32 protein-coding genes and 1 tRNA gene are annotated in these 17431 nt (G+C 65.3%); 18 read left to right on the forward strand and 15 right to left on the reverse strand.

From position 1 onward, the window contains the following. Positions 1 to 150: 150 nt before the first annotated feature. From OKW52_RS10260 to OKW52_RS10300, 9 genes are all read right to left on the reverse strand, one after another. Positions 151 to 774: a hypothetical protein gene (locus OKW52_RS10260; RefSeq protein WP_264505614.1), complete on the reverse strand. Its 624-nt coding sequence runs from the start codon at positions 772 to 774 to the stop codon at positions 151 to 153. Positions 775 to 797: 23 nt separating this feature from the next. Further along, a complete protein-coding gene (locus OKW52_RS10265; protein ID WP_264505615.1) occupies positions 798 to 1490 on the reverse strand; it encodes a hypothetical protein in 693 nt (230 codons plus the stop codon). Beyond that, positions 1487 to 1966 (reverse strand): DUF1937 family protein, encoded by a 480-nt coding sequence (locus tag OKW52_RS10270; RefSeq protein ID WP_264505616.1) that lies wholly within the window; start codon positions 1964 to 1966, stop codon positions 1487 to 1489. The genes OKW52_RS10265 and OKW52_RS10270 overlap by 4 nt, the downstream gene beginning before the upstream one ends. Continuing rightward, on the reverse strand, positions 1963 to 2235 hold the full coding sequence (locus tag OKW52_RS10275) for a DUF2312 domain-containing protein (protein ID WP_264507688.1): 273 nt from the start codon (positions 2233 to 2235) through the stop codon (positions 1963 to 1965). Before OKW52_RS10275 ends, OKW52_RS10270 begins: the two co-directional genes overlap by 4 nt. A 1291-nt stretch (positions 2236 to 3526) precedes the next feature. Further along, entirely contained in the window at positions 3527 to 4357 is an 831-nt protein-coding gene (locus tag OKW52_RS10280) for a ParB/RepB/Spo0J family partition protein (protein WP_264505617.1), read from the reverse strand. Beyond that, complete coding sequence (locus tag OKW52_RS10285; protein ID WP_264505618.1) at positions 4354 to 4986, reverse strand: hypothetical protein; 633 nt, start codon at positions 4984 to 4986, stop codon at positions 4354 to 4356. Before OKW52_RS10285 ends, OKW52_RS10280 begins: the two co-directional genes overlap by 4 nt. Positions 4987 to 5026: 40 nt before the next feature. Then, positions 5027 to 5251, reverse strand: coding sequence for a hypothetical protein (locus tag OKW52_RS10290; RefSeq protein WP_264505619.1), 225 nt, complete (start codon positions 5249 to 5251; stop codon positions 5027 to 5029). After that, entirely contained in the window at positions 5251 to 5496 is a 246-nt protein-coding gene (locus OKW52_RS10295; RefSeq protein ID WP_264505620.1) for a hypothetical protein, read from the reverse strand. Before OKW52_RS10295 ends, OKW52_RS10290 begins: the two co-directional genes overlap by 1 nt. A 68-nt stretch (positions 5497 to 5564) precedes the next feature. Then, complete coding sequence (locus OKW52_RS10300; RefSeq protein WP_264505621.1) at positions 5565 to 5831, reverse strand: helix-turn-helix domain-containing protein; 267 nt, start codon at positions 5829 to 5831, stop codon at positions 5565 to 5567. Between the two features lie 113 nt (positions 5832 to 5944). On the opposite strand from OKW52_RS10300, the gene OKW52_RS10305 reads away from it, so the two are divergent. Both OKW52_RS10305 and OKW52_RS10310 read left to right on the forward strand, forming a co-directional pair. Further along, a complete protein-coding gene (locus OKW52_RS10305; RefSeq protein ID WP_264505622.1) occupies positions 5945 to 6496 on the forward strand; it encodes a helix-turn-helix domain-containing protein in 552 nt (183 codons plus the stop codon). 309 nt (positions 6497 to 6805) lie between these two features. After that, positions 6806 to 7198, forward strand: coding sequence for a type VI secretion protein (locus OKW52_RS10310; protein WP_264505623.1), 393 nt, complete (start codon positions 6806 to 6808; stop codon positions 7196 to 7198). A 137-nt stretch (positions 7199 to 7335) separates the two neighbouring features. Here the strand turns inward: OKW52_RS10310 and OKW52_RS10315 are convergent, their stop codons facing one another. Further along, entirely contained in the window at positions 7336 to 7527 is a 192-nt protein-coding gene (locus tag OKW52_RS10315) for a hypothetical protein (protein WP_264505624.1), read from the reverse strand. Between the two features lie 389 nt (positions 7528 to 7916). Between OKW52_RS10315 and OKW52_RS10320 the strand changes: the two genes are divergently transcribed. The 15 genes from OKW52_RS10320 to OKW52_RS10390 all read left to right on the forward strand — a co-directional run bounded on the left by OKW52_RS10320 (position 7917) and on the right by OKW52_RS10390 (position 13286). Then, entirely contained in the window at positions 7917 to 8348 is a 432-nt protein-coding gene (locus OKW52_RS10320; protein WP_264505625.1) for a hypothetical protein, read from the forward strand. Continuing rightward, positions 8345 to 8467 carry a hypothetical protein gene (locus OKW52_RS10325; protein ID WP_264505626.1) on the forward strand — a complete coding sequence of 41 codons (123 nt, stop codon included), beginning with the start codon at positions 8345 to 8347 and terminating at the stop codon, positions 8465 to 8467. Before OKW52_RS10320 ends, OKW52_RS10325 begins: the two co-directional genes overlap by 4 nt. Before the next feature lie 40 nt (positions 8468 to 8507). Then, on the forward strand, positions 8508 to 8660 hold the full coding sequence (locus tag OKW52_RS10330) for an acyl carrier protein (RefSeq protein ID WP_264507689.1): 153 nt from the start codon (positions 8508 to 8510) through the stop codon (positions 8658 to 8660). Further along, positions 8657 to 8902: a hypothetical protein gene (locus OKW52_RS10335; RefSeq protein WP_264505627.1), complete on the forward strand. Its 246-nt coding sequence runs from the start codon at positions 8657 to 8659 to the stop codon at positions 8900 to 8902. Before OKW52_RS10330 ends, OKW52_RS10335 begins: the two co-directional genes overlap by 4 nt. 9 nt (positions 8903 to 8911) lie before the next feature. Continuing rightward, positions 8912 to 9121: a hypothetical protein gene (locus OKW52_RS10340; protein WP_264505628.1), complete on the forward strand. Its 210-nt coding sequence runs from the start codon at positions 8912 to 8914 to the stop codon at positions 9119 to 9121. Then, positions 9118 to 9309: a hypothetical protein gene (locus OKW52_RS10345; protein ID WP_264505629.1), complete on the forward strand. Its 192-nt coding sequence runs from the start codon at positions 9118 to 9120 to the stop codon at positions 9307 to 9309. The genes OKW52_RS10340 and OKW52_RS10345 overlap by 4 nt, the downstream gene beginning before the upstream one ends. Before the next feature lie 9 nt (positions 9310 to 9318). Further along, positions 9319 to 9558, forward strand: coding sequence for a hypothetical protein (locus OKW52_RS10350; RefSeq protein WP_264505630.1), 240 nt, complete (start codon positions 9319 to 9321; stop codon positions 9556 to 9558). Further along, entirely contained in the window at positions 9555 to 10187 is a 633-nt protein-coding gene (locus tag OKW52_RS10355) for an HNH endonuclease signature motif containing protein (RefSeq protein WP_264505631.1), read from the forward strand. The genes OKW52_RS10350 and OKW52_RS10355 overlap by 4 nt, the downstream gene beginning before the upstream one ends. Next, positions 10180 to 10833 (forward strand): hypothetical protein, encoded by a 654-nt coding sequence (locus tag OKW52_RS10360; protein WP_264505632.1) that lies wholly within the window; start codon positions 10180 to 10182, stop codon positions 10831 to 10833. Before OKW52_RS10355 ends, OKW52_RS10360 begins: the two co-directional genes overlap by 8 nt. Next, positions 10826 to 11152 (forward strand): DUF4326 domain-containing protein, encoded by a 327-nt coding sequence (locus OKW52_RS10365; RefSeq protein ID WP_264505633.1) that lies wholly within the window; start codon positions 10826 to 10828, stop codon positions 11150 to 11152. Before OKW52_RS10360 ends, OKW52_RS10365 begins: the two co-directional genes overlap by 8 nt. Further along, complete coding sequence (locus OKW52_RS10370; RefSeq protein ID WP_264505634.1) at positions 11145 to 11420, forward strand: hypothetical protein; 276 nt, start codon at positions 11145 to 11147, stop codon at positions 11418 to 11420. Before OKW52_RS10365 ends, OKW52_RS10370 begins: the two co-directional genes overlap by 8 nt. Continuing rightward, positions 11413 to 11613 carry a hypothetical protein gene (locus tag OKW52_RS10375; protein WP_264505635.1) on the forward strand — a complete coding sequence of 67 codons (201 nt, stop codon included), beginning with the start codon at positions 11413 to 11415 and terminating at the stop codon, positions 11611 to 11613. Before OKW52_RS10370 ends, OKW52_RS10375 begins: the two co-directional genes overlap by 8 nt. Beyond that, complete coding sequence (locus OKW52_RS10380; protein ID WP_264505636.1) at positions 11610 to 11903, forward strand: DUF4031 domain-containing protein; 294 nt, start codon at positions 11610 to 11612, stop codon at positions 11901 to 11903. Before OKW52_RS10375 ends, OKW52_RS10380 begins: the two co-directional genes overlap by 4 nt. 100 nt (positions 11904 to 12003) lie before the next feature. After that, positions 12004 to 12249, forward strand: coding sequence for a helix-turn-helix domain-containing protein (locus tag OKW52_RS10385; protein ID WP_127104333.1), 246 nt, complete (start codon positions 12004 to 12006; stop codon positions 12247 to 12249). Between the two features lie 56 nt (positions 12250 to 12305). Beyond that, entirely contained in the window at positions 12306 to 13286 is a 981-nt protein-coding gene (locus OKW52_RS10390) for a tyrosine-type recombinase/integrase (protein ID WP_264505637.1), read from the forward strand. Positions 13287 to 13339: 53 nt separating this feature from the next. Here the strand turns inward: OKW52_RS10390 and OKW52_RS10395 are convergent. The 5 genes from OKW52_RS10395 to OKW52_RS10415 form a co-directional block, all read right to left on the reverse strand. Further along, a tRNA-Arg gene (locus OKW52_RS10395) sits at positions 13340 to 13416 on the reverse strand. 56 nt (positions 13417 to 13472) lie between these two features. Next, complete coding sequence (locus OKW52_RS10400) at positions 13473 to 14213, reverse strand: alpha/beta fold hydrolase (RefSeq protein WP_264505638.1); 741 nt, start codon at positions 14211 to 14213, stop codon at positions 13473 to 13475. Then, positions 14210 to 15019: a creatininase family protein gene (locus OKW52_RS10405; protein ID WP_264505639.1), complete on the reverse strand. Its 810-nt coding sequence runs from the start codon at positions 15017 to 15019 to the stop codon at positions 14210 to 14212. Before OKW52_RS10405 ends, OKW52_RS10400 begins: the two co-directional genes overlap by 4 nt. Positions 15020 to 15076: 57 nt before the next feature. Further along, positions 15077 to 15745, reverse strand: a complete 669-nt coding sequence (locus OKW52_RS10410) for a DNA-3-methyladenine glycosylase I (protein WP_264505640.1) — start codon at positions 15743 to 15745, stop codon at positions 15077 to 15079. A gap of 55 nt (positions 15746 to 15800) precedes the next feature. Next, complete coding sequence (locus OKW52_RS10415) at positions 15801 to 16352, reverse strand: cysteine hydrolase family protein (protein ID WP_264505641.1); 552 nt, start codon at positions 16350 to 16352, stop codon at positions 15801 to 15803. 75 nt (positions 16353 to 16427) lie between these two features. Here OKW52_RS10415 and OKW52_RS10420 point away from each other — a divergent pair, with 75 nt between their 5' ends. Beyond that, positions 16428 to 17348 carry a GlxA family transcriptional regulator gene (locus tag OKW52_RS10420; RefSeq protein ID WP_264505642.1) on the forward strand — a complete coding sequence of 307 codons (921 nt, stop codon included), beginning with the start codon at positions 16428 to 16430 and terminating at the stop codon, positions 17346 to 17348. Positions 17349 to 17431: the final 83 nt, after the last annotated feature.

Below are 17431 nucleotides of genomic sequence, written 5' to 3' on the forward strand. Positions count from 1 at the left end.
TAAGTTTTTCATTTCCTTCTCTTCTCCTTTCAGTCCGGAAGGTTTTCGGGCCGCAAAAACGGGCAAATGTGCCCGTTTGGTCGGTTTCTTTCCGAAAACGTTCCAGAAACTTTCCGGCGGAAGGTTTTCGGAATGTTTTGACGCAGCCCCTCAGCGGCCCATAGATGCCAGATCCAGTGCCTCCATTGCCTGCTTGACCCGCAAAACGGTGCGCGATGTGCCGGGCTCCAAGGTTTCGCAAAGCACCTGATCCAGCCGGACCACATAGGACTGATCTTCCGACATGCGGCGTGACCCGCCCGCGCGCAGAATGCGCTCTGGCAGGTCTTTCAGACGCTTTCGCTCGCGGTCATCGGCACGCCTCTGCTCGGCGTCGACCTTTGACTGTGCTGCCGATTTTGTGACGGTCAGCAGCTTGGGATGATAAAGCCGCACGCGCCCGTCGCTGACGATGCAACGCGTCCAGCCATAGAGCGGCGTAATCGGCCGGGCCATCAAGCGCATCCACTCGTCCAGGCTGATACGCGCGACCCACGCCAGATCGCTATCGCTGACCGGCAGCGTGCCAACGGGATCTTCATCCTGCGACGCGCAGAGCAAATCGAGGAACACGCCGCGCACGTCGCGGTCAGCATCCCTGCGGAAATCAGACGTGCGCCACCACGCGTGGTGGAACTGGAACCAGCCGTGCGATTCCAGCCGGACGCCAAGCGGTATCGGGTAACGGAACACATCGTCGGTCCCGACTGGCTGTAAATGCGGCTTGGCGCTCATTGTCGCCGGGGTGCTGCTTTGGGTCACACCAGCACCCCCTGCCGTGCATCCGGCGCATCGCGATACAGCCGCTTGCGCAGCCACGTATTCGGGCCAGGCGCAGGGCGGTTGGTGTCCCAGACAAACCAGCTGTTGCGCTGGGGCGGCGATCCGCCGCCGCGAAAGTCGATCTTCCAGCAGCACAGATATTCAACGCTGGGCGGATGCTTGGCGAACAGCGCGTCGAACCCGTTGATCCGCGCCGCCGGCCAGTCGGCGTTCAGCAGCATGGCCAGATAGCCCGGCTGCAGCGCCAGAGCGTGGGTCAGCCAGCGGCCATGCCCGTCGCGGGCGCTGATCTGGCCGTAAGGCGGGTTGGTGATCTGGATCGGTGCCAGCGCCTCGTGCACTGCAAAGAAGCTCCGCAGGATCACACCGGGCCAGCCCCGGTCCTGCACATCGTTGCCGATGACCTCGAACCCGTGCTGCGCCAGAACCCGGGCGATATGGCCAGCGCCAACGGCAGGCTCCCAGACACGGCGACCGTGGGCAAGGATCGCGTCCATCTCCGCGCCAAGAAAGGCGGCAGTCGCGTCCGGCGGCGTCGGGTCATAATCCAGCGGATCGCGGGCGTCGGCGGGCGCGTCCTGCCTTGGCAGATCAGCGATCAAGGGCACCCCGGCGACAGGGGACGGGCGCGTGGCGCGGAACAGGGCCTTTGCTGAAGCCGCACTCATGGCCAGCCCGCCACATAGACCGGCCGGGGCCGCGCGACGAAGCTTTCCACTTCATGCCGGATGCCGTCCGAGTCGCGCCACCCGGCGATGCAGGGGACATAGATCGCACTCGACGCATCGAGCATCGGCGCACACCAGCGGGTCCAGAACGCGGCGTCCAGCGCCAGCGAGGCCGCAGCTGCGCCGCCCTTCCACGACCTGACATCCCGCGTTACGGCCTGCGACTGCACGATCGGCGAGACGGCGGTAACACCGCGCATCGCCAGCCAGCGCTGCCATTGCGCGGCAAGGGCAGCGGCGTCCTCTGCCCGGGCCGGATCGTAAACCCCGGTCGGCGCGGCAAGGCGGGTGTAGGGTGTCGCCAGGTACACCTGACCCCGTGCAACCATCGCCATCGCCTCGACCGTCACGCCAAAGCGCACGGCGGGGTGGTCGCGCAGGGTGGCCCAGAAAGCCTTGGCGTCGGGCGCGATCATGTCATGCCCAACGCGGCTTTATACAGGTCAATGATCGCCTCTTCCTCGGCAATATCATCCGGCTCGCGCTTGCGCAGAGCGATGATCTTGCGCAGGCATTTGGGGTCATAGCCACGGCCCTTGGCCTCGGCCATCACTTCCTTCTGCTGCTCGGTGATGTCTTTTTCCGCCTCAAGATGCTCATAGCGCTCGACAAACTGGCGCAGCTCATCAGCGGTCACGTCATAAGCGTGCTGCTTCACGGCTTCGTCCTCGGCGGTTTCCTTCATCGGAGGCTTGCCTTGCCTTCTGGCCTTTGCAGCCTTGAAATCTTCATGGGAAAACCGGACGCTGCCGCTGCGAATTGCGGCGCCAGATCCTATCTGAAAGCAGCCCGGATCCAGCGCCTCGATCGGCGCGATAATCTTCTTGATCGCCTTGGTTTGCGCTTCGTCGTCAGTGATCGCGCGGATGCGGTCCCACTGCGGCACCAACGCGGCCCAATAGGCGTTTACCTCTGCCATCCGGGGCAGATCCCCGCGCAGCTGAGGGAACGCCGTCAGCAACGCCTCGCACCGCCCGAAATCGCCGTAATCGTGCGGATAGTCACCGGTCGATCCTACCCCGCCGCCCAGATGCGCAGCGATCGCCGAAGACGACGCGCCGCCGGGAAAGGCCTTGATCTCATCATAGATCGCCGCTGCCAAAGTCTCGCTTTGCGTCATGGATGCGCCCTCGAAAAACCGACAGCCTGCGCTGCACAAAAGGTGAAGGACCAAGCGCGCCCGCACCGGCCGGGATGGCCACCGTATGGGGTGCGGTTAACAAAAACGAACCGGACGCGCTCGGGAGGTGTGACCAGTACCAGCAGCGGCTTAACCGCCCCGTTCACGTCCGGGCGTCCCCGGCTGCAGGTCACACCACCGGAAGGCGGCTGAATGCGGGGCTTCCACCCGCTGCGGTTCGTCACCTCTGACGCCGTAACTGCCGGACGCCAACAGTCTGCGAACCGCCTCGCAGATGGCCTACTCGAACCGCCAGCCGGGCGCGGGAACGGGTGGTGCTCTCCCGGCTGGATCGCGACTGGTTCTTTCGCTTGGGATTGTTCGAGCGCGGCGGCGGGGACCGATCCCGCAGCCCGTTTCCGGGTCGCGTCCTTAGTGAAGTAAGCCCGCCGTCCATGGCGGTTCACCGCGCTCGGAAAGGGGGTGCGCAGTATGCACATCCTTTCGGAAGGCGGCTGAGAAAACGGGCGGCGCGTGATTGGCGAAAGCGCCGCCCTCTGTGTGTGCAACTTCGCGTCGATCAGACCTTCATGGCAGTCTCCCTTGCTGGTGCGCGCAGCGGCATTGTGGGGTGCGCACGTCCCCTGTCCCACGGCTGCGACGGACCGCAGGCGAAGAACAGGCTGGGCTGAAAAGGCCCCGGCAGCGTGGAACGCCGCCGGGGAAGTTGACGGGAGGCAAGCAGCGCGGATAACCCGCCGCGCACGGGAACTGGCGCCGCCACCACGCGGGGCGTGAGTGCCCCGGGCTGCCCTGGTGACGGCGATCCGCGCGGGGAGGAGGTCGCGCGAATAGGTCATGCGGATGCCCTTTGGTGGGCGGCATGCAGGCGTCCCACCACAACGTCAATCACGCGGCCACGAGCGCTTCCCCCGGCCATCCTCGACCGGGCAATGGCGTCATCGTACAGATCGGCGAAGTCGATGGCGTCAAACACTGCCGCCAATTCCAGACGCATAAACCGCTGGTTAGTGGCGATGGCTGGAAGCCATGCGCTAAGGATCGGCCCCGCGTAAGCTTCAATCTGAGCGCCTTGCATGGAGTTGGAAATGCCCGCCAGCCCGGCGGTGATTGCCTCGCCCTCGCCAGCCTCGATCATGCGCCGGATAAGGCCGATGGCGTAAATATCGCGCGGCTTTTTGAAGGCGGCGCTGGGGTTCGCCGTGGCGATCCGACAGCCGCCCGCCTCAACCGCCTTGCTGGCGGCAATCGCCCATTCCATGCCGGCCTGCAGTTCCGCGCGATAGACGGCGAGCCGATCAAGGCTAATCCTATCCCGGTTCACAGCGACGAAGCTGGCGGCTTGCTCCCTCAGAGTCATCGGCACCATCATCGCCGGAAGCGCTGTGATCCCACAAAGGGCCGCTGCATGCGCACGGTGCTGGCCATCCACCACGGCAAACTGCCCGGCATCGCCCGGTGCAATGAGGATCGGCTGATACTTCTTCCAGTCCCAGCCGCGGGCAATGCGGGCAATGATGTTGCGGCCCTTCGCCGTAAGGGCGCGCTGATACCGGGTGTCGATGGTCAGCGCAGAGACGTCTGCCCAGAGCATGGTCGGCAGCATCTGGTCAGCGGGCGCATCGGCGGGATGGAAGCCGGTCAGGTCGATGTGACGGAAGTTCATGCGCCCACCTCCTGCGTGCCGACTGAAAGTCGAAACTCAGTTCTTGATGCCCGGCCCGCAGACCAGCCCAGCGGCTTGAGAATTGCCCAGCTCCAGCGGCGGGGATCGACATGCGGCAGATCTTCGGGCCAGCTGAACAGCTGACAACCCGCCGCGTCGGCGACGTCACGCGCGACCCGGCCCAACGCCGGGGCAGGGCGGTTCACCCCGGTGTGGAACGCCAGCAGATGTCCGGCAGGCAGCGCGTCCAGCTGCTCGGCCAGCGCCTGCACCAGCACCGCGCGCGGCTCGGCCACATCGGCAACCCAGTCGACACGCCGCGACGCATGACGCAGCGGCGCGTGACCCAGCCGCACCGGCTCGACGTCGATCAGGGCCCAGACGGCAGACAGCGGCTCTTGGGCCCGCCCGGCGCGGCGCTCGACAATCGCCAACCCCTGCGCACCCAGCCTGTCGGCCAGCCGCGCTTTTGACCCCGAGAACGAGCGCGCCACGATGACGTCAGGATAGACGCGGAACTCGCGCGGCCCGAAGATCCGCCGCGCCAGTTCAACCAGATCGCTGGGGCCTTCGCTCAGAATGGTGACCAGATCGTGACCCAGCGACTTGGGGTCCAGCGTGGCCAGCATCCGCGACAGCTTGGCCGCGGGATCGGGGTCCAGTCGGCGGTCACGAGATCACCCCCCGCACCGGCACAGAAACGACAGTGTCGGTCGACGCCTTGCGTTCCACGGAAGGGTCTGTGCTTTCCGCATCCGTTTTCAAGGGGTCCGCACAACCCCCGGAAAACTTTCCCAGCCGCTGCGCCGCCCGTTCCTGCCACCACGCGCCGAACGCGCGCACATGGTTGGCAAGCAGCAGCTCGGCGACCGTCGCGCGAAACCGAATACCCATTACACGGAACCCCCCAGAAAACGCGACGCCGCATCCGGCGCCAGTGAAAACGCATACCCAACAGCAAACCCCGAGGGTGCATGACTGCCCTCCCACCATTTGCGCGCGGTCGATCCGTCGACGCCGAACAGATGCGCCGCGTGCTCGGGGCTGTCGAAACTCTCGCGGACGAACTGCGACCAGGCGGCGGCGAAGTGCTGCCGATAGGTCAGGGCCCGCCGTCTGGAACTCTTTCCGGGGGACATGCTCAGACCTTCCATGGTTGCGTGACGCGCGGCATCATCGAGGGGGTAGGGGTGTGGAACGGACGGCATCAGGAAACCGCCGTGCTTGCCGGGGTATCCCCGATGGCTGCTCGAACGCTGCCGTCGGCCTCGACCCCTCCGGCGGCGGACATCGCGGGATACCAGTCAGCGGCCATGATGGTCTTGTCTGTCAGGCGTTCGATCTTCACGGCCAGTTCGAGGGACGGCTTCTTGTTTCCACTCAGAATGGACGAAAGATGCCCTTCGGTGATCCCAAGGTTCTGGGCCCACTGTCGCTGGCTGACGCCGGAGTCTTTGATGAGTGTCCTGAGCATGGCCAATCTTTTCTCACAGAAAGCTTTTCCGCGTCAAGCAGCAACTTAACCAAGAGAAAAGCTTTTCTTTCAGGTGATGGATTGTTCTCGGCGGTCGTGGGACGCACCGACAAATGAGCACGATCCTGAAACTCTACTTAAATGCCGAACGAGGACGCCAACGGCGCCTTGCCGAAGCGCTTGGCGTGACAGAGAGCCACGTCTCAAACATCGCCAATGGTCGCAAGCAGGCATCCGTCGATGTCCTGCGAAAAATCGCGGAACTTACAGGGTTACAGTCCTCAGACCTGCTCGGAGCTGCTGAGCCAGCTGGGCTGGCCGAACAGGTTGTGCCCTACACGAGCCGCAGCATGTCTCAAGAGACCACTCTGGACGCGTATCTTGCACCAAAGACCCGGCATCGCGCGATGTTCATGACGAAGACCGGCGAGCCGTTGCTGGGCATATTGCCGGGCGACGTACTGGTGATCGACATGCGCAACCCGCCTCGACCGGGCAACACTGTGCTGGCGGCCGTCATTAGCGGTGACACGTCGGAAACCCGGATTTTGCGCTATGCACCGCCATTTCTGCTATCTGGAGATCCGACGGAAGATCCAATCTCCGAGGCGGACGCCAGAATTCAGGGCGCAGTTGTCGCGGTCGCACGGGGCCACGGGCTGTAGTCGAAAATGTCGGCTTTGCTGTTGACCGGAATTGCGCACTGCGGTTTCTTGCAGGTGTTGGTTGTGAGTGAATTGGAGGAAGCACATTGGCATTCTTTGGGCGAGCTTTGGGGTGGACCTTTCTGGGGGCGGTCGGGTTCTTTGGTTTGGTGTCAATGTGCGCGCCGCCAGACAATCCGAGAAGAGCAACACCAGACGGACCAGTTGCCGCAAGTCCTGCCGGGGCTGCTCCGGCACCGCAGCCCACAACTCCGGCCTCCCGATGGCGTGTGAGCCAAACGCGATCTGAACTCGACGATCTCGCGGCGCGTGGTTCTGTCGGTAAATTCGCTGTCCGAAATTCCGGGTATGTTTGGCGTGGCGGGTCCAGCAACGATGATCATCAGGTGCGAGCAGAATACCACCAGCGCCTATGTAACCTTTAACGGGTTGTTCATGGCGGACATTCAATCCTATGGACGGGTCGATGTCCGCATAGACCAGCGCACAGCGCGCCAAGTTTCGATGCGGGAGTCCAGCGACAACAGTGCGCTAGGGCTGTGGCGCGGAAACACAGCCATTCCATTCGTGCGCGATCTTTTCGGTGGCGATCAGCTGTTTCTCCGCGCGACGCCCTTCAATGATAGCCGGATCGACATGATCTTTCCGATAACCGGACTTGAGCAAGCCATCTCCCCCCTGCGCCAGGCTTGTAATTGGTAAAATCGCGCTCGCGCGGGCTTTCCGGTCATCGCTAGAAGGCACGAAAACACCGGACGGTCGGCGCGTCGTGAACGCAGACGAAGTCCGTGCGCAACTGGCAGCCTCCGAACAAACGCTCTCGGATATCGCGTTACGGATCAGGTCGCTTTGACACCTTCGCACCAAACGATTTCCGTCGTGCCAACTGGGCGCATTTCAGCTTGTACGCGGAAGGTCGCTTTGACTGCTTCAGCAATAAGGTCTGTGCGATCCTCTGCTATCATCCGGTGGAGATAGGCAATTTGCTCAGCCGTAAAAGGCGGCTGATCGCCAGCGTTCTGTCTGCTCATCGCAACCTCTCCGCCCCGCCTCGCGCGGGGCTTTTTCATGCGCGCCACCATGGCGCAGTGAGGGCGGCGTAGCAGCCGCGCGCAACTGATTATCTCAAAACTTTTCTATTAGTCAAGTTTATAGCTTGACTTAAACTTTTCCTGTGGGCAAGTTTCGTGACATGCTCATAACCGGAGAACCCCCATGACAACCCCCACCCCGCAGACCGCCCTGGTCGTGCACGACGACCTCAGCGCCGAACTGCTCAGCCAGTTCCGCCGCGCGCTGATCGTCCGGCCCGACAGCCTGATCCTCGACCCCGAGGACCGCCTCGACATCTGGGGCACCCTGCTGACCGCCGCCCGCCGCCGCAAAGCCCGCACCCCCGCCAGCCCGGCGGTGCCGCGTGATGCCCGGTGGCGTTGTGCACCCCAACCACGTCCGCGCGGCGATCGACCGCCTCGGCCTGCCGGTCGACGACATCCCGCGCGCCGACTTCCCAGCCCAAGGAGCCCCCGCCATGGACAGCCCCCACCCCGCCGCCAGGCTCAGCCCCGACATGGTGCAGCAGCTGGCCAGCACGCTCGACAAGATCAAGCGCCTCACCGCGATGATCGAGGTGCTGAACGGGGCACACAGCAACGGACCTACACGCGGACAATTCGGCTCGGCAATCCGCGAGCTGTTCGAGATGTCTTGGGGTGCCGATTTCCTGCGCGATGGCCCGCGCGATCACGATCTGGGCAAAAGCGCGATCACCGGCATCATCTCGGCTGTCGCCCTCCAACGGGCCGAGCTGCAGGCGCTGGTCGCCCCCTATGTCGAGGGTGCCGGCACATGACCTTCGACGCCCTGATCACGCTGGCCCAGAACAGCCAGATCCACAACGCCGCCACGCCGGTGCTCGACCGCATCGCCGAGATCCTGCGCCTGCTGCGCGAGACTCTGGATCTCGGATGACGTCGACCTGACCCCCGAGACCACCTTCGCCGAGCTGGAGATCAGCAGCTTCGACAAGGTCGAGTTGGTCATGGCGTTTGAGGATGCTTTCACCATCGAACTGACCGACGACGACATCGAGGCGATGCAAAGCGTCGGCGCGGCGATCCGCATCCTGACCCGCGATCTGGCGACCGAAGGGGCCAGCGCGTGACCGCGCTCGCCCGGCGGGCCGGGATCCTGTGCAACGACACGCGGTTCCGCCTGTTCGTCGCCCAGCGGATCACCCAGCCGGGCGGGCCGGTCACCGCGACCGCCGCCGCCGAATACCTGCGCGGCCAGTGCGGCATCACCAGCCGCCGCGCGCTGGACACCGACTCCGCCGCCGCCGCCCGCTTTGCCGCCCTGTGCACCGACTTCGACGCATGGCGCGGTCGCATCCCAACCCAACGCTGAGGTTCATCCATGACCACCGCTTCCACCAACCCGCCCCTGCGCCACGGTGCCGTCGCGCTGCTCTGCGCTGCGCCCACCGTCGCGCGCCGCTGGGCGATGAAAGACACCAGCCTCCCCCTCGCCACCCGCCAGCGCGCCGCCCACTGGCTGCGCCTGCACGGCACCCCCGCCGATCAGGCGGCAGCGCAGGCGTTTCTGACGCAGGGAAGCCCATCATGATCACCGAGCCACCCCTCGACCTGACCGCCGCGCATGAGCGCGCCAGCGCGACGCTCACCGCCGCCCGAGGCGCGCAGTTCATCGACGGCCCGGCCCGCCCGCCGCGCACCGTCCCGCTGGTCGCCGTCGCCTACGCCATCGCAATCGTCAGCCTCGCCGTCGCGCTGGCGCTGCCGTTCTGGATTTGAGGGCCCGCCATGAAAAACCGGCTGACCAACCTGACCGATCACCTTTTCGCCCAGCTCGAGCGCCTGGCCGAAGAGAACCTGACGCCCGAGCAGATCGAAACCGAGGCCAAGCGCGCCGAGGCCATCGTGTCGCTGGCCGATCGCGTGACCGACAACGCGCGCACCCAGCTGGCGGCGGCGAAACTCTTTGCCGAGCATGGTCAGCAGATCCTGCCGATGTTGCCCCAGATCGGGAAGGCATCGGAATGAAGGGTCAGAGCATTCCCTACTCCGACGCCGAACTGCGCTGGATCAAGCGCAACCGGGATCTGCCGCGCCGCGATCTGCACACGAAGTTCTGCGCGCTGTTCGATCGGAAGGACGTCTCGCGGATCAACCTGACGGCGCTGTGCAAGCGCAAGGGCTGGCTTACCGGGCGCACCGGGTGCTACGAGAAAGGTCGCGTGCCCGAGAACAAGGGCAAGCGCATGCCCTACAACGAGCGCAGCGCGGCGACCCAGTTCAAGTCGGGCCAGCGCCCTCACACATGGCGCGGCCCCGGGCACGAATCCACCGACAAGGACGGCTATGTCTGGCTCATCGTGGCCGAGACCAACCCGCACACCGGAGCCGATACTCGCCGCGTGATGAAACACCGCTGGCTTTGGGAGCAGGCGAACGGGCCGGTGCCTGACGGCCATGTGCTCAAAGCGCTGGATGGCGATCGTGGCAACACAGACCCCTCCAACTGGCGGGTGATCCCGAGGGCGCTTCTGCCGCGCCTGACCGGTCGCTTTGGCCGCGACTACGACGCCGCGCCGGACGAACTCAAACCCCTGATCATGGCCACCGCCGAGCTGGCGCAGATCGCAAGCGAGAAGAGGAAACGGCATGGCTGACCGAAAAGACACACTCCTTAGCTTTCTCCGCGACACGCGTCTCCACGAGATGACCATCGAGCTGGATCAGGGCGTTCACCGCTCGATCAGGTTTGGTCGCCCCGGATCTTCCGTATACCACTTCCGTCTCACCACCTGGGCCGGACATCTGGCGATCTCGGGTGACATGGGCACCTATGTGTTTGCGCGCCACCACGACATGTTCACCTTCTTCCGTCCAGTCGCCGGCAAGCTGGAGATCAACCCGCAGTACTGGCACGAGAAGATGCAGGCGGGCTGCAAGTATGGATCAGCGAAGACCTTCTCGGATGAGTGCTTCAAGAGCGCCGTGAAGGACATGACGGACAGGTGGGAAACCACTCTTGGCGAGGCCGACGATCTGCGCAAGGAAATCGCGGACGAACTCCTCAATGGCGACTGCTCGAACGAGCATGAGGCCTATGAGCTGCTGCGCGACTTCAGCTCGCGCGACGGCCACGAGTTCACAGATGTCGGCGACTATGACCTCACCGACTGGTCGCACGGTTTCCTCTGGGCGCTCTACGCCATCGTGTGGGGCATCAAGAAATATGACCAGCTGAAGGACGGGCGGACGCAGGCCGACCACGACCGGCGGGTATTGGCAGGGGATCGCGCTGATGCCTGACCGCGTCCAACTGTCCCGCGCCAAAGGCTGGCGGATGCCGGAGAACACCGTGAAGGTCGACCGCAGCACGAAATGGGGAAACCCGTTCACGATCGGCGACGCGCGCCGCCTCGAAACCGGGGCAACGTTTTTGCAAGAAGAAGTCAAGGACGCCGAAACCGCCGTGCGGTTTTTCCGCGACATGCTGGAATATCAGAACCGCCCTTATCCTACCGAGGCCGAAATCCGCACCGAGCTGCGCGGCAAGAACCTCGCCTGCTGGTGCAAGCCCGGCGCTCCCTGTCATGTCGATGTGTTGCTGGAGATCGCCAATGCCTGACAGACCCGACAGCCCTCCGCCTGTTTCCGCTGCACGGATTCTGGCTATATACCGTGCTACGAAATCGTTGCATCTGCGCACGGGTGGCGACCCAGCCGAGGCGTCTTTCGAGCTGCTGGCCGCAGCCTGCCTGATTATCCACGAGGCGCGCCCGATGCGCAGCGCAGCCGAAGTCATTGCAGACGTCGCCCCACATGCCGAGGTGACGGCGCTTGAATGGTTCTCCGACATGGTCGCCGAGTGGCGCAGGGGGATGCATAATGCCTGATCGCCGCATCACCCAACCGCGCATGTCGCCGCCGCACAAGGTCGGCAAGCGCGCAGTGGTCGTCTGCCTCGACCCCGGTGACTACCGGGCGCTCTACGAGCTGACGCTGACCGCTGGCACCAGCATGGCCGACTGCCTGCGTCAGCTGATCCGCGACGCAGCGCAGCGCTTGCCAACGGAGGAAGGGCAATGACCGTCTACGTCGACCCAGCCCGCCACCCTTACGGGCGCATGATGATGTGCCACATGATGGCGGATTCAACCGAGGAGCTGCTGGCGATGGCCGACAAGATCGGCGTCGCTCGCAAGTGGATCCAGAAGGCCGGATCGGTCTATGAGCATTTCGACATCGCCAAGGCGAAGCGTGAAGAGGCGGTGAGGCTGGGCGCGATCGAGGTCAGCGCCATGGACCTTGGCAGGCTGATCCGCTGGCACTCCGGGCGAGGTCCGAAGCCCGCCTTTGTGCCCGAGGCCAAGCCATGACCCGCGCCATCCGCCTCACCCTCAAGCGCCTCTTCTGCCGCCACCAGTGGGAGAGGATCAGCAACCATACCGAATGCGTCAAGTGCGGAAGGATTTGGAAATGACCGCCCGCGCCAGCATCACCTTTGCCCCGCGCCTGCTGCCGGTTGCCGAGGCTGCGGCGTATCTCGGGATCTCGCCATCGAAGCTGCGCGAGCTGCAGATCCCGCGTCGGATGCTGGGTGGCAAGCGCGTGTTTGACCGTATGGACCTTGACCGGTTTGCGTCGGATCTGCCCTATGAGGGCGACGATCAGAGCAAACGAGACGAGGCTGCATGCGACCAAGCATTCGGGATCACGCCGTGAAACTGCCCCGGGTCCACAGGGTCAAGCGCGGCAGCCGCGTCTATCGGTATCACCGCGTGACCCGGGCCCTTCTGCCCGACCTGCCCGAAACGCACCCGGATTTCATCGCCGCATGGGTGGCCGAGGACTCGCAAACGCCGGCCAGATCCAAGAGCGTTATCGGAACGCTGGCCCATGCCGTCGAGGATGTCGGCCGCGCACGCACGTTTTCCGCCCTGTCCGAGGGTTACCGCGCGATGATGCGCCGCGAGTTTGACGTCATCCGTTCGGACTATGGCACGGTCAAGATCACCACTCTACGCCCCAAGCATATCAGGGCTGATCTGGCCAAGCTGGACCCGATCAAAGGCAACAAACGGCTGCGGGCGTGGCGGCTTGTGTTCGCGAATTGCATCGAACGGGCGTGGCTCGATTCTGATCCGAGCGCTGGTATTAAAAAGATCGCAGAAAACACCACAAACCGCGCGGCATGGACCGACGAAGATGTCGCGGCCTATCGGGCGCGCTGGCCTATCGGCACCTCGGCGCGCGGGTGCTTTGAACTGCTATGGTGGACAGGCTGCCGGGACAGTGATGCGGTGAAACTGGCCTGGTCGCAGATCGGCCCTGACGGCGTGCTGACCTTCCGGCAGGAAAAGACCAAGGGTCTGGCCTATGTGCCCTGGACCGCGCCGCTCCCATCGTGGGCGGCCAGCTGGGCCGGGGACCGCGCCACCGCCATCGAGGCCGTGCGCGCCGTCGCGCCGGGCGGGTTCACGATGCTTGAAGCCCACGGCGGGCGCTCGCGATCGGCAAAGGGCCTGTCCAACCTGATCAGCGCCTCAGCCCGGGCCGCTGGCATTATCGGAAAGACAGCCCACGGCCTGCGCGTCGCGCGCCTGACGGCCATCGCGGAATCGGGTGGCCCAACCCAGGCGATCATGTCGTGGGGCGGGCACAAGACGCTCAAGGAAGCCGAGCATTACACCCTCACGGTGAACCGGAAACGTCAGGTCGTCAGGGCGGAACAAGAACAGAACGATGTAAAACAAGCGTAGCAGCCTGTAAAACATGAAAATAAGGCAGTATTTTCAAAAGCTTGCGGCTATAGTGGCGATCCCGGAAGGACTCGAACCCTCAACCACCTGATTAGAAGTCAGGTGCTCTATCCAGTTGAGCTACGGGACCGCTGGGTCTGTACATGCTTCACCCGGGCAGGGAAGGTCAAGACGTCGCGTGGCGGGTCACAGGGACAAGCTGTCTAAAGTCTCGGCCAGCAGGCTCAGGTTCTCGGGGTTCGAGAAGCGGTGATCGGCGCCTTTGACCAGTGTCAGGGTCATGTCGGGGCTGTCGGCATGGGCGAAGAGGCGCAGCGCGACCTCTTGCGGCACGTCCACATCCGCCGAGCCTTGCAGCAAGCGAACCGGGAAGGGCAGCGGCAGCGGGTCGCGCAGGACCAGCTGGCTGCGGCCTTCCTCGATCAGGCGGCGGGTGATGATGTAGGGGCCGCCGTCATACTCGGACGGCAGGGCGACGTGCCCGTCGCGTTCCAGCGCGGCGCGCTGGGGGGCGTCGAAGCTGGCCCACATGCTGTCTTCGGTGAAATCGGGGGCGGCGGCGATGCCGACCAGCGCTGCGATACGTTCTGGCATCGCCTTGGCGGTGAGCAGCGAAATCCAGCCGCCCATGGAGGAGCCGACCAGCACCAGCGGCCCCGTCGCCAGCGCGGTGATCGCCGCGACCGCGTCCTGCGCCCAGTCACCGATCGCGCCGTCGAGGAAATCCTCGCTCGACTGACCGTGGCCCGAGTAATCAAACCGCAAAAAGGCGCGGCCGCGCTCTTTTGCCCAGCCCTCAAGGAATTGCGCCTTGGTGCCGGTCATGTCGGACTTGAACCCGCCGAGGAAAACCACGGTGGGGCCGGTGCCCGGCGTCAGGACATAGGCCAGGCGGCGGCCCTGCTGGGTGGTGAGGAAATCGGTCACGCGAAGGGCACCCCTTGCGTGCCGTCGCCGCGCTTGTCGGCGGGGGCGGCCCAGGTGGCGGGGTCGGAGATCAGGGCGGCCAGCGCCTCGGCCCCGGCTTCGAGCATCTTCTCGCCCTTGTCGGCATTGGCGCGGGTGGGGTTGCCCGCCATGCCGTTGCCGGTGGCGGCGGTAAATGGCCGCCAGCGATAGCTTGCCTTGCCCGCCTTGAGGAACCCCGCACCGTCCATCCCGTGGGTGATCCCGCCAAGGTTCGAGGCATCGACCAGTTCCGGCTCGCAGGCCAGCATCATCGAGGTTTCAGCTTCACCGGCATGCATCACCCCCGGCTGATCCTCGCAATATTGCGCCAGCGATTGCCCGGCTTCGGAGACATAGGTGGTGGCCACCAGGGTCGCGGGCGAGGTCGGGCTGAGTTCGTCGCAGATCTGCTGCATGGCGATCTGGTTGCCGCCGTGGCTGTTGGAGATCAGGATGTCGCGGAAGCCGTGGCGGGTGATCGCGTCGATCAGATCGCGGATCACGGCACGGAAGGTGGCGTGGCTCAGCGTCAGCGTGCCGCCGTAAGGCATGTGATGCTCGCTGAGACCCGACCAGACGACGGGGGTAACCACGACGGGGCGCTGGTCATAGGCTTTGCGCGCGGCGCGGGTGGCGATTTCATAGCCTAGCCGCGTGTCGGTCATGGTGGGCAGGTGGGGCCCGTGCTGCTCGATCGAGGCGATGGGCAGGATGACGACAGCATTCTGCGCGGCGAGGGCGCGCAGCTCATGCGCCTTGAGCTGGGACCAGTCGACGATAGGCATGGGCGGGCACTCCTTTTGCCGGGCATTCTGCACGGGCGCGGGGCAGGTGCAAGCGGCTCAACCGGTGCTTTGCGCCAGCACCCGGCTGATGGTGGTCAGCGGCTGGCCCGATTGTGCGCGCCAGGTGTTGAAGGCGGTCTGCACGGCGGCATGGGCCTTTTTCGAGCTGGGTTCCTTGTCGATCACCCCCTCGGCCACCAGCCGGGCGACCACGTCCTGCGACAGGATATAGCTGTCCTTGCCCATCTGCCGCAGCATGTAGGGGCCGGTATTGCCGCCCAGCCGCGCGCCCTCGGACTTGAGCCACTGCACCAGACCGGCGAAATCCTCATCCGGCCAGTCGGCGATGAGGCGGCCAAAACTGCCGTGGCTGTCGCGCACCCGGCGGATCATCGCGGCGTTGTCGAGGATCGCGCGCAGTTTGGGCGGCGAGCGGATGACGCGCGTGTCTTCGCACAGGTCATAGAACCAGTCGTCGGGCTGAAAGGTGATCGCGCCGATGTCGAAGCCGAGGAAGGCCTCTTGGATACCCGGCCATTTATTCTCGACCACCTTCCAGCTGATCCCGGCCTGCAGGATGCCGCGCGCCATTTGCGCCAGCCAGCGATCGTCAGGGATCGCGGCCAGCTGGTCGGGGGACAGCGGGGTGGGGATCGCTGCCATAACGGCCTCGACGCCGCCCTTGCGGGCGGCGGCTATCGTCAGGATCTCGTCAAAGCTGCGCATCGCACCACCCCCGTTTGCGGCGATTCTGCGGGGTGAGGCGGCGCAAGGCAAGTCCTTAGCCGAGGCGGTCCAGAACCGCGTCTGTCGGCTCGACGGTGGCGTAGCTGGTCAGCCCGGCCATCATTGTCGCGTGGACCTGTGCGGCGGGCACCGTAACGCCGCCGTGGCTGAGCGCGCGCGTGGCGCAGGCGTCGTCGGCGACGAGGCAGGTATAGCCCAGATCGCCCGCCGCGCGGGTGGTGGCGTCAATGCACATGTGGCTCATCGCCCCGGCGATCACCAGCCGCTCGATGCCCAGAGCGTCCAGCGCGGCCTTCAGCCCGGTCTCGCGAAAACTGTTGGGGAAGGCTTTGACGATCAGCGTCTCGCCGTCCTGCGGGGCAAGCGAGGGATGGATTTCGGCGCCCTCGGTCCCGGCCTCGAAAAAGGGCGCGGGGCTGCGCGCCATGATGTGCTGGACGTGCAGCACCGGCCAGCCCTGCGCGCGGAAATGCGCGACCAGTTTGGCGGCTTGGGTTGCGGCGGCGTCGGTTCCTTCCAGCGCCATGCGGCCCCCGGGGAAATAGTCGCGCTGCATGTCGACGATGAGAAGGGCGGTTTCGGGCATGGGAACTCCTGTGGTTGTTGCACGCAGCTTGCACCGTGCGGCGTGCGCGTGCTACTGGCGGAACGGACATAAACCATGCCGAACCCGCCAAACCGCACCCTTGCCCTGATCGCCTATCCCGGCGCCTCGCGCGCCGCGCTTGAGGGGTTGGACGAAATGCTGACCTATGCGGGCAGGCTCTGCGTGCAGCGCGGCTTGCCGGTGATCACGGCCAGCCGCGTCGGCCCCGATCTGCCCCAGCAGCGCTTTGACGCGGTGGTCGTGCCGCCTGCGTTCGGCTCGCTCGACTATCTCAGTCCTGATCCGGCGCTTGCCGACTGGATCGCCGGGCAGCGCGGGCAGGGCGCGCTGATCGCTTCGGCCTGCGCCGGGGCGTTCTATCTGGGTGCGGCGGGACTGCTGGACGGGCGGCGCGCGACGACGCATTGGGCGCTGGCCGACCGGCTGGCGGCGCGCTTTCCGGCGGCCCGGATCGAGCCCGAGCGGGTCACGCTGACCGACGGGCCGGTGCTGACGGCGGGCGGGCTCTTCTCGTGGATCGATCTGGGGCACGAGCTGATCGCGCGGCTGGCGGGCAGTGCGGTCATGCGCGAGGTCGGGCGCTTTTTCGTGCTCGACACCGGGCGGCGCGATCAGCGGCTCTATCGCCCCGGCCCGCAGGGGCGCGCGCATGCCGATGCCGCCGTGCACCGCGCGCAAGAGGCGATGCAGGCCGATCCGGCGCGGGGCTGGCGCATTGCCGATCTGGCGCGGCTGGCGGCGCTGTCCGAGCGCAGCCTGCACCGCCGCTTTGCCGCCGCCACCGGCCAGTCGCCGCTCGATTACCTTGCCGCGCTGCGCATCGCGGTGGCGCAGGATCTGCTGGCCGATACCAGCGCGCCCATCGACGCCGTTGCCGCCAGCGCCGGTTACGCCAATACCGACGCCTTTCGCCGCGCTTTCCTGCGGCAGACCGGGCAGGTGCCCTCGGCTTACCGGCGTCACCTGCGGCGTTGACAATGCCCGCCGGGCGGCGCAGAAACCGCCGACATAACCCGCAACCGGGCGCTCCGTGGGCGCCAAAATGACGAGGAACCGGC

Source organism: Pararhodobacter zhoushanensis (genome assembly GCF_025949695.1).
GTDB lineage: Bacteria > Pseudomonadota > Alphaproteobacteria > Rhodobacterales > Rhodobacteraceae > Pararhodobacter > Pararhodobacter zhoushanensis_A.

Excerpts from the sequence above, each read along its gene's own strand:
- OKW52_RS10260 (WP_264505614.1), bottom strand. The coding sequence starts at position 774 with ATGAGCGCCAAGCCGCATTTACAGCCAGTCGGGACCGACGATGTGTTC.
- OKW52_RS10265 (WP_264505615.1), bottom strand. The coding sequence starts at position 1,490 with ATGAGTGCGGCTTCAGCAAAGGCCCTGTTCCGCGCCACGCGCCCGTCC.
- OKW52_RS10270 (WP_264505616.1), bottom strand. The coding sequence starts at position 1,966 with ATGATCGCGCCCGACGCCAAGGCTTTCTGGGCCACCCTGCGCGACCAC.
- OKW52_RS10275 (WP_264507688.1), bottom strand. The coding sequence starts at position 2,235 with ATGAAGGAAACCGCCGAGGACGAAGCCGTGAAGCAGCACGCTTATGAC.
- OKW52_RS10280 (WP_264505617.1), bottom strand. The coding sequence starts at position 4,357 with ATGAACTTCCGTCACATCGACCTGACCGGCTTCCATCCCGCCGATGCG.
- OKW52_RS10285 (WP_264505618.1), bottom strand. The coding sequence starts at position 4,986 with ATGCTGGCCACGCTGGACCCCAAGTCGCTGGGTCACGATCTGGTCACC.
- OKW52_RS10290 (WP_264505619.1), bottom strand. The coding sequence starts at position 5,251 with ATGGGTATTCGGTTTCGCGCGACGGTCGCCGAGCTGCTGCTTGCCAAC.
- OKW52_RS10295 (WP_264505620.1), bottom strand. The coding sequence starts at position 5,496 with ATGTCCCCCGGAAAGAGTTCCAGACGGCGGGCCCTGACCTATCGGCAG.
- OKW52_RS10300 (WP_264505621.1), bottom strand. The coding sequence starts at position 5,831 with ATGCTCAGGACACTCATCAAAGACTCCGGCGTCAGCCAGCGACAGTGG.
- OKW52_RS10305 (WP_264505622.1), top strand. The coding sequence starts at position 5,945 with ATGAGCACGATCCTGAAACTCTACTTAAATGCCGAACGAGGACGCCAA.
- OKW52_RS10315 (WP_264505624.1), bottom strand. The coding sequence starts at position 7,527 with ATGAGCAGACAGAACGCTGGCGATCAGCCGCCTTTTACGGCTGAGCAA.
- OKW52_RS10320 (WP_264505625.1), top strand. The coding sequence starts at position 7,917 with ATGCCCGGTGGCGTTGTGCACCCCAACCACGTCCGCGCGGCGATCGAC.
- OKW52_RS10325 (WP_264505626.1), top strand. The coding sequence starts at position 8,345 with ATGACCTTCGACGCCCTGATCACGCTGGCCCAGAACAGCCAGATCCAC.
- OKW52_RS10340 (WP_264505628.1), top strand. The coding sequence starts at position 8,912 with ATGACCACCGCTTCCACCAACCCGCCCCTGCGCCACGGTGCCGTCGCG.
- OKW52_RS10345 (WP_264505629.1), top strand. The coding sequence starts at position 9,118 with ATGATCACCGAGCCACCCCTCGACCTGACCGCCGCGCATGAGCGCGCC.
- OKW52_RS10350 (WP_264505630.1), top strand. The coding sequence starts at position 9,319 with ATGAAAAACCGGCTGACCAACCTGACCGATCACCTTTTCGCCCAGCTC.
- OKW52_RS10355 (WP_264505631.1), top strand. The coding sequence starts at position 9,555 with ATGAAGGGTCAGAGCATTCCCTACTCCGACGCCGAACTGCGCTGGATC.
- OKW52_RS10360 (WP_264505632.1), top strand. The coding sequence starts at position 10,180 with ATGGCTGACCGAAAAGACACACTCCTTAGCTTTCTCCGCGACACGCGT.
- OKW52_RS10365 (WP_264505633.1), top strand. The coding sequence starts at position 10,826 with ATGCCTGACCGCGTCCAACTGTCCCGCGCCAAAGGCTGGCGGATGCCG.
- OKW52_RS10370 (WP_264505634.1), top strand. The coding sequence starts at position 11,145 with ATGCCTGACAGACCCGACAGCCCTCCGCCTGTTTCCGCTGCACGGATT.
- OKW52_RS10375 (WP_264505635.1), top strand. The coding sequence starts at position 11,413 with ATGCCTGATCGCCGCATCACCCAACCGCGCATGTCGCCGCCGCACAAG.
- OKW52_RS10380 (WP_264505636.1), top strand. The coding sequence starts at position 11,610 with ATGACCGTCTACGTCGACCCAGCCCGCCACCCTTACGGGCGCATGATG.
- OKW52_RS10385 (WP_127104333.1), top strand. The coding sequence starts at position 12,004 with ATGACCGCCCGCGCCAGCATCACCTTTGCCCCGCGCCTGCTGCCGGTT.
- OKW52_RS10405 (WP_264505639.1), bottom strand. The coding sequence starts at position 15,019 with ATGCCTATCGTCGACTGGTCCCAGCTCAAGGCGCATGAGCTGCGCGCC.
- OKW52_RS10410 (WP_264505640.1), bottom strand. The coding sequence starts at position 15,745 with ATGCGCAGCTTTGACGAGATCCTGACGATAGCCGCCGCCCGCAAGGGC.
- OKW52_RS10415 (WP_264505641.1), bottom strand. The coding sequence starts at position 16,352 with ATGCCCGAAACCGCCCTTCTCATCGTCGACATGCAGCGCGACTATTTC.
- OKW52_RS10420 (WP_264505642.1), top strand. The coding sequence starts at position 16,428 with ATGCCGAACCCGCCAAACCGCACCCTTGCCCTGATCGCCTATCCCGGC.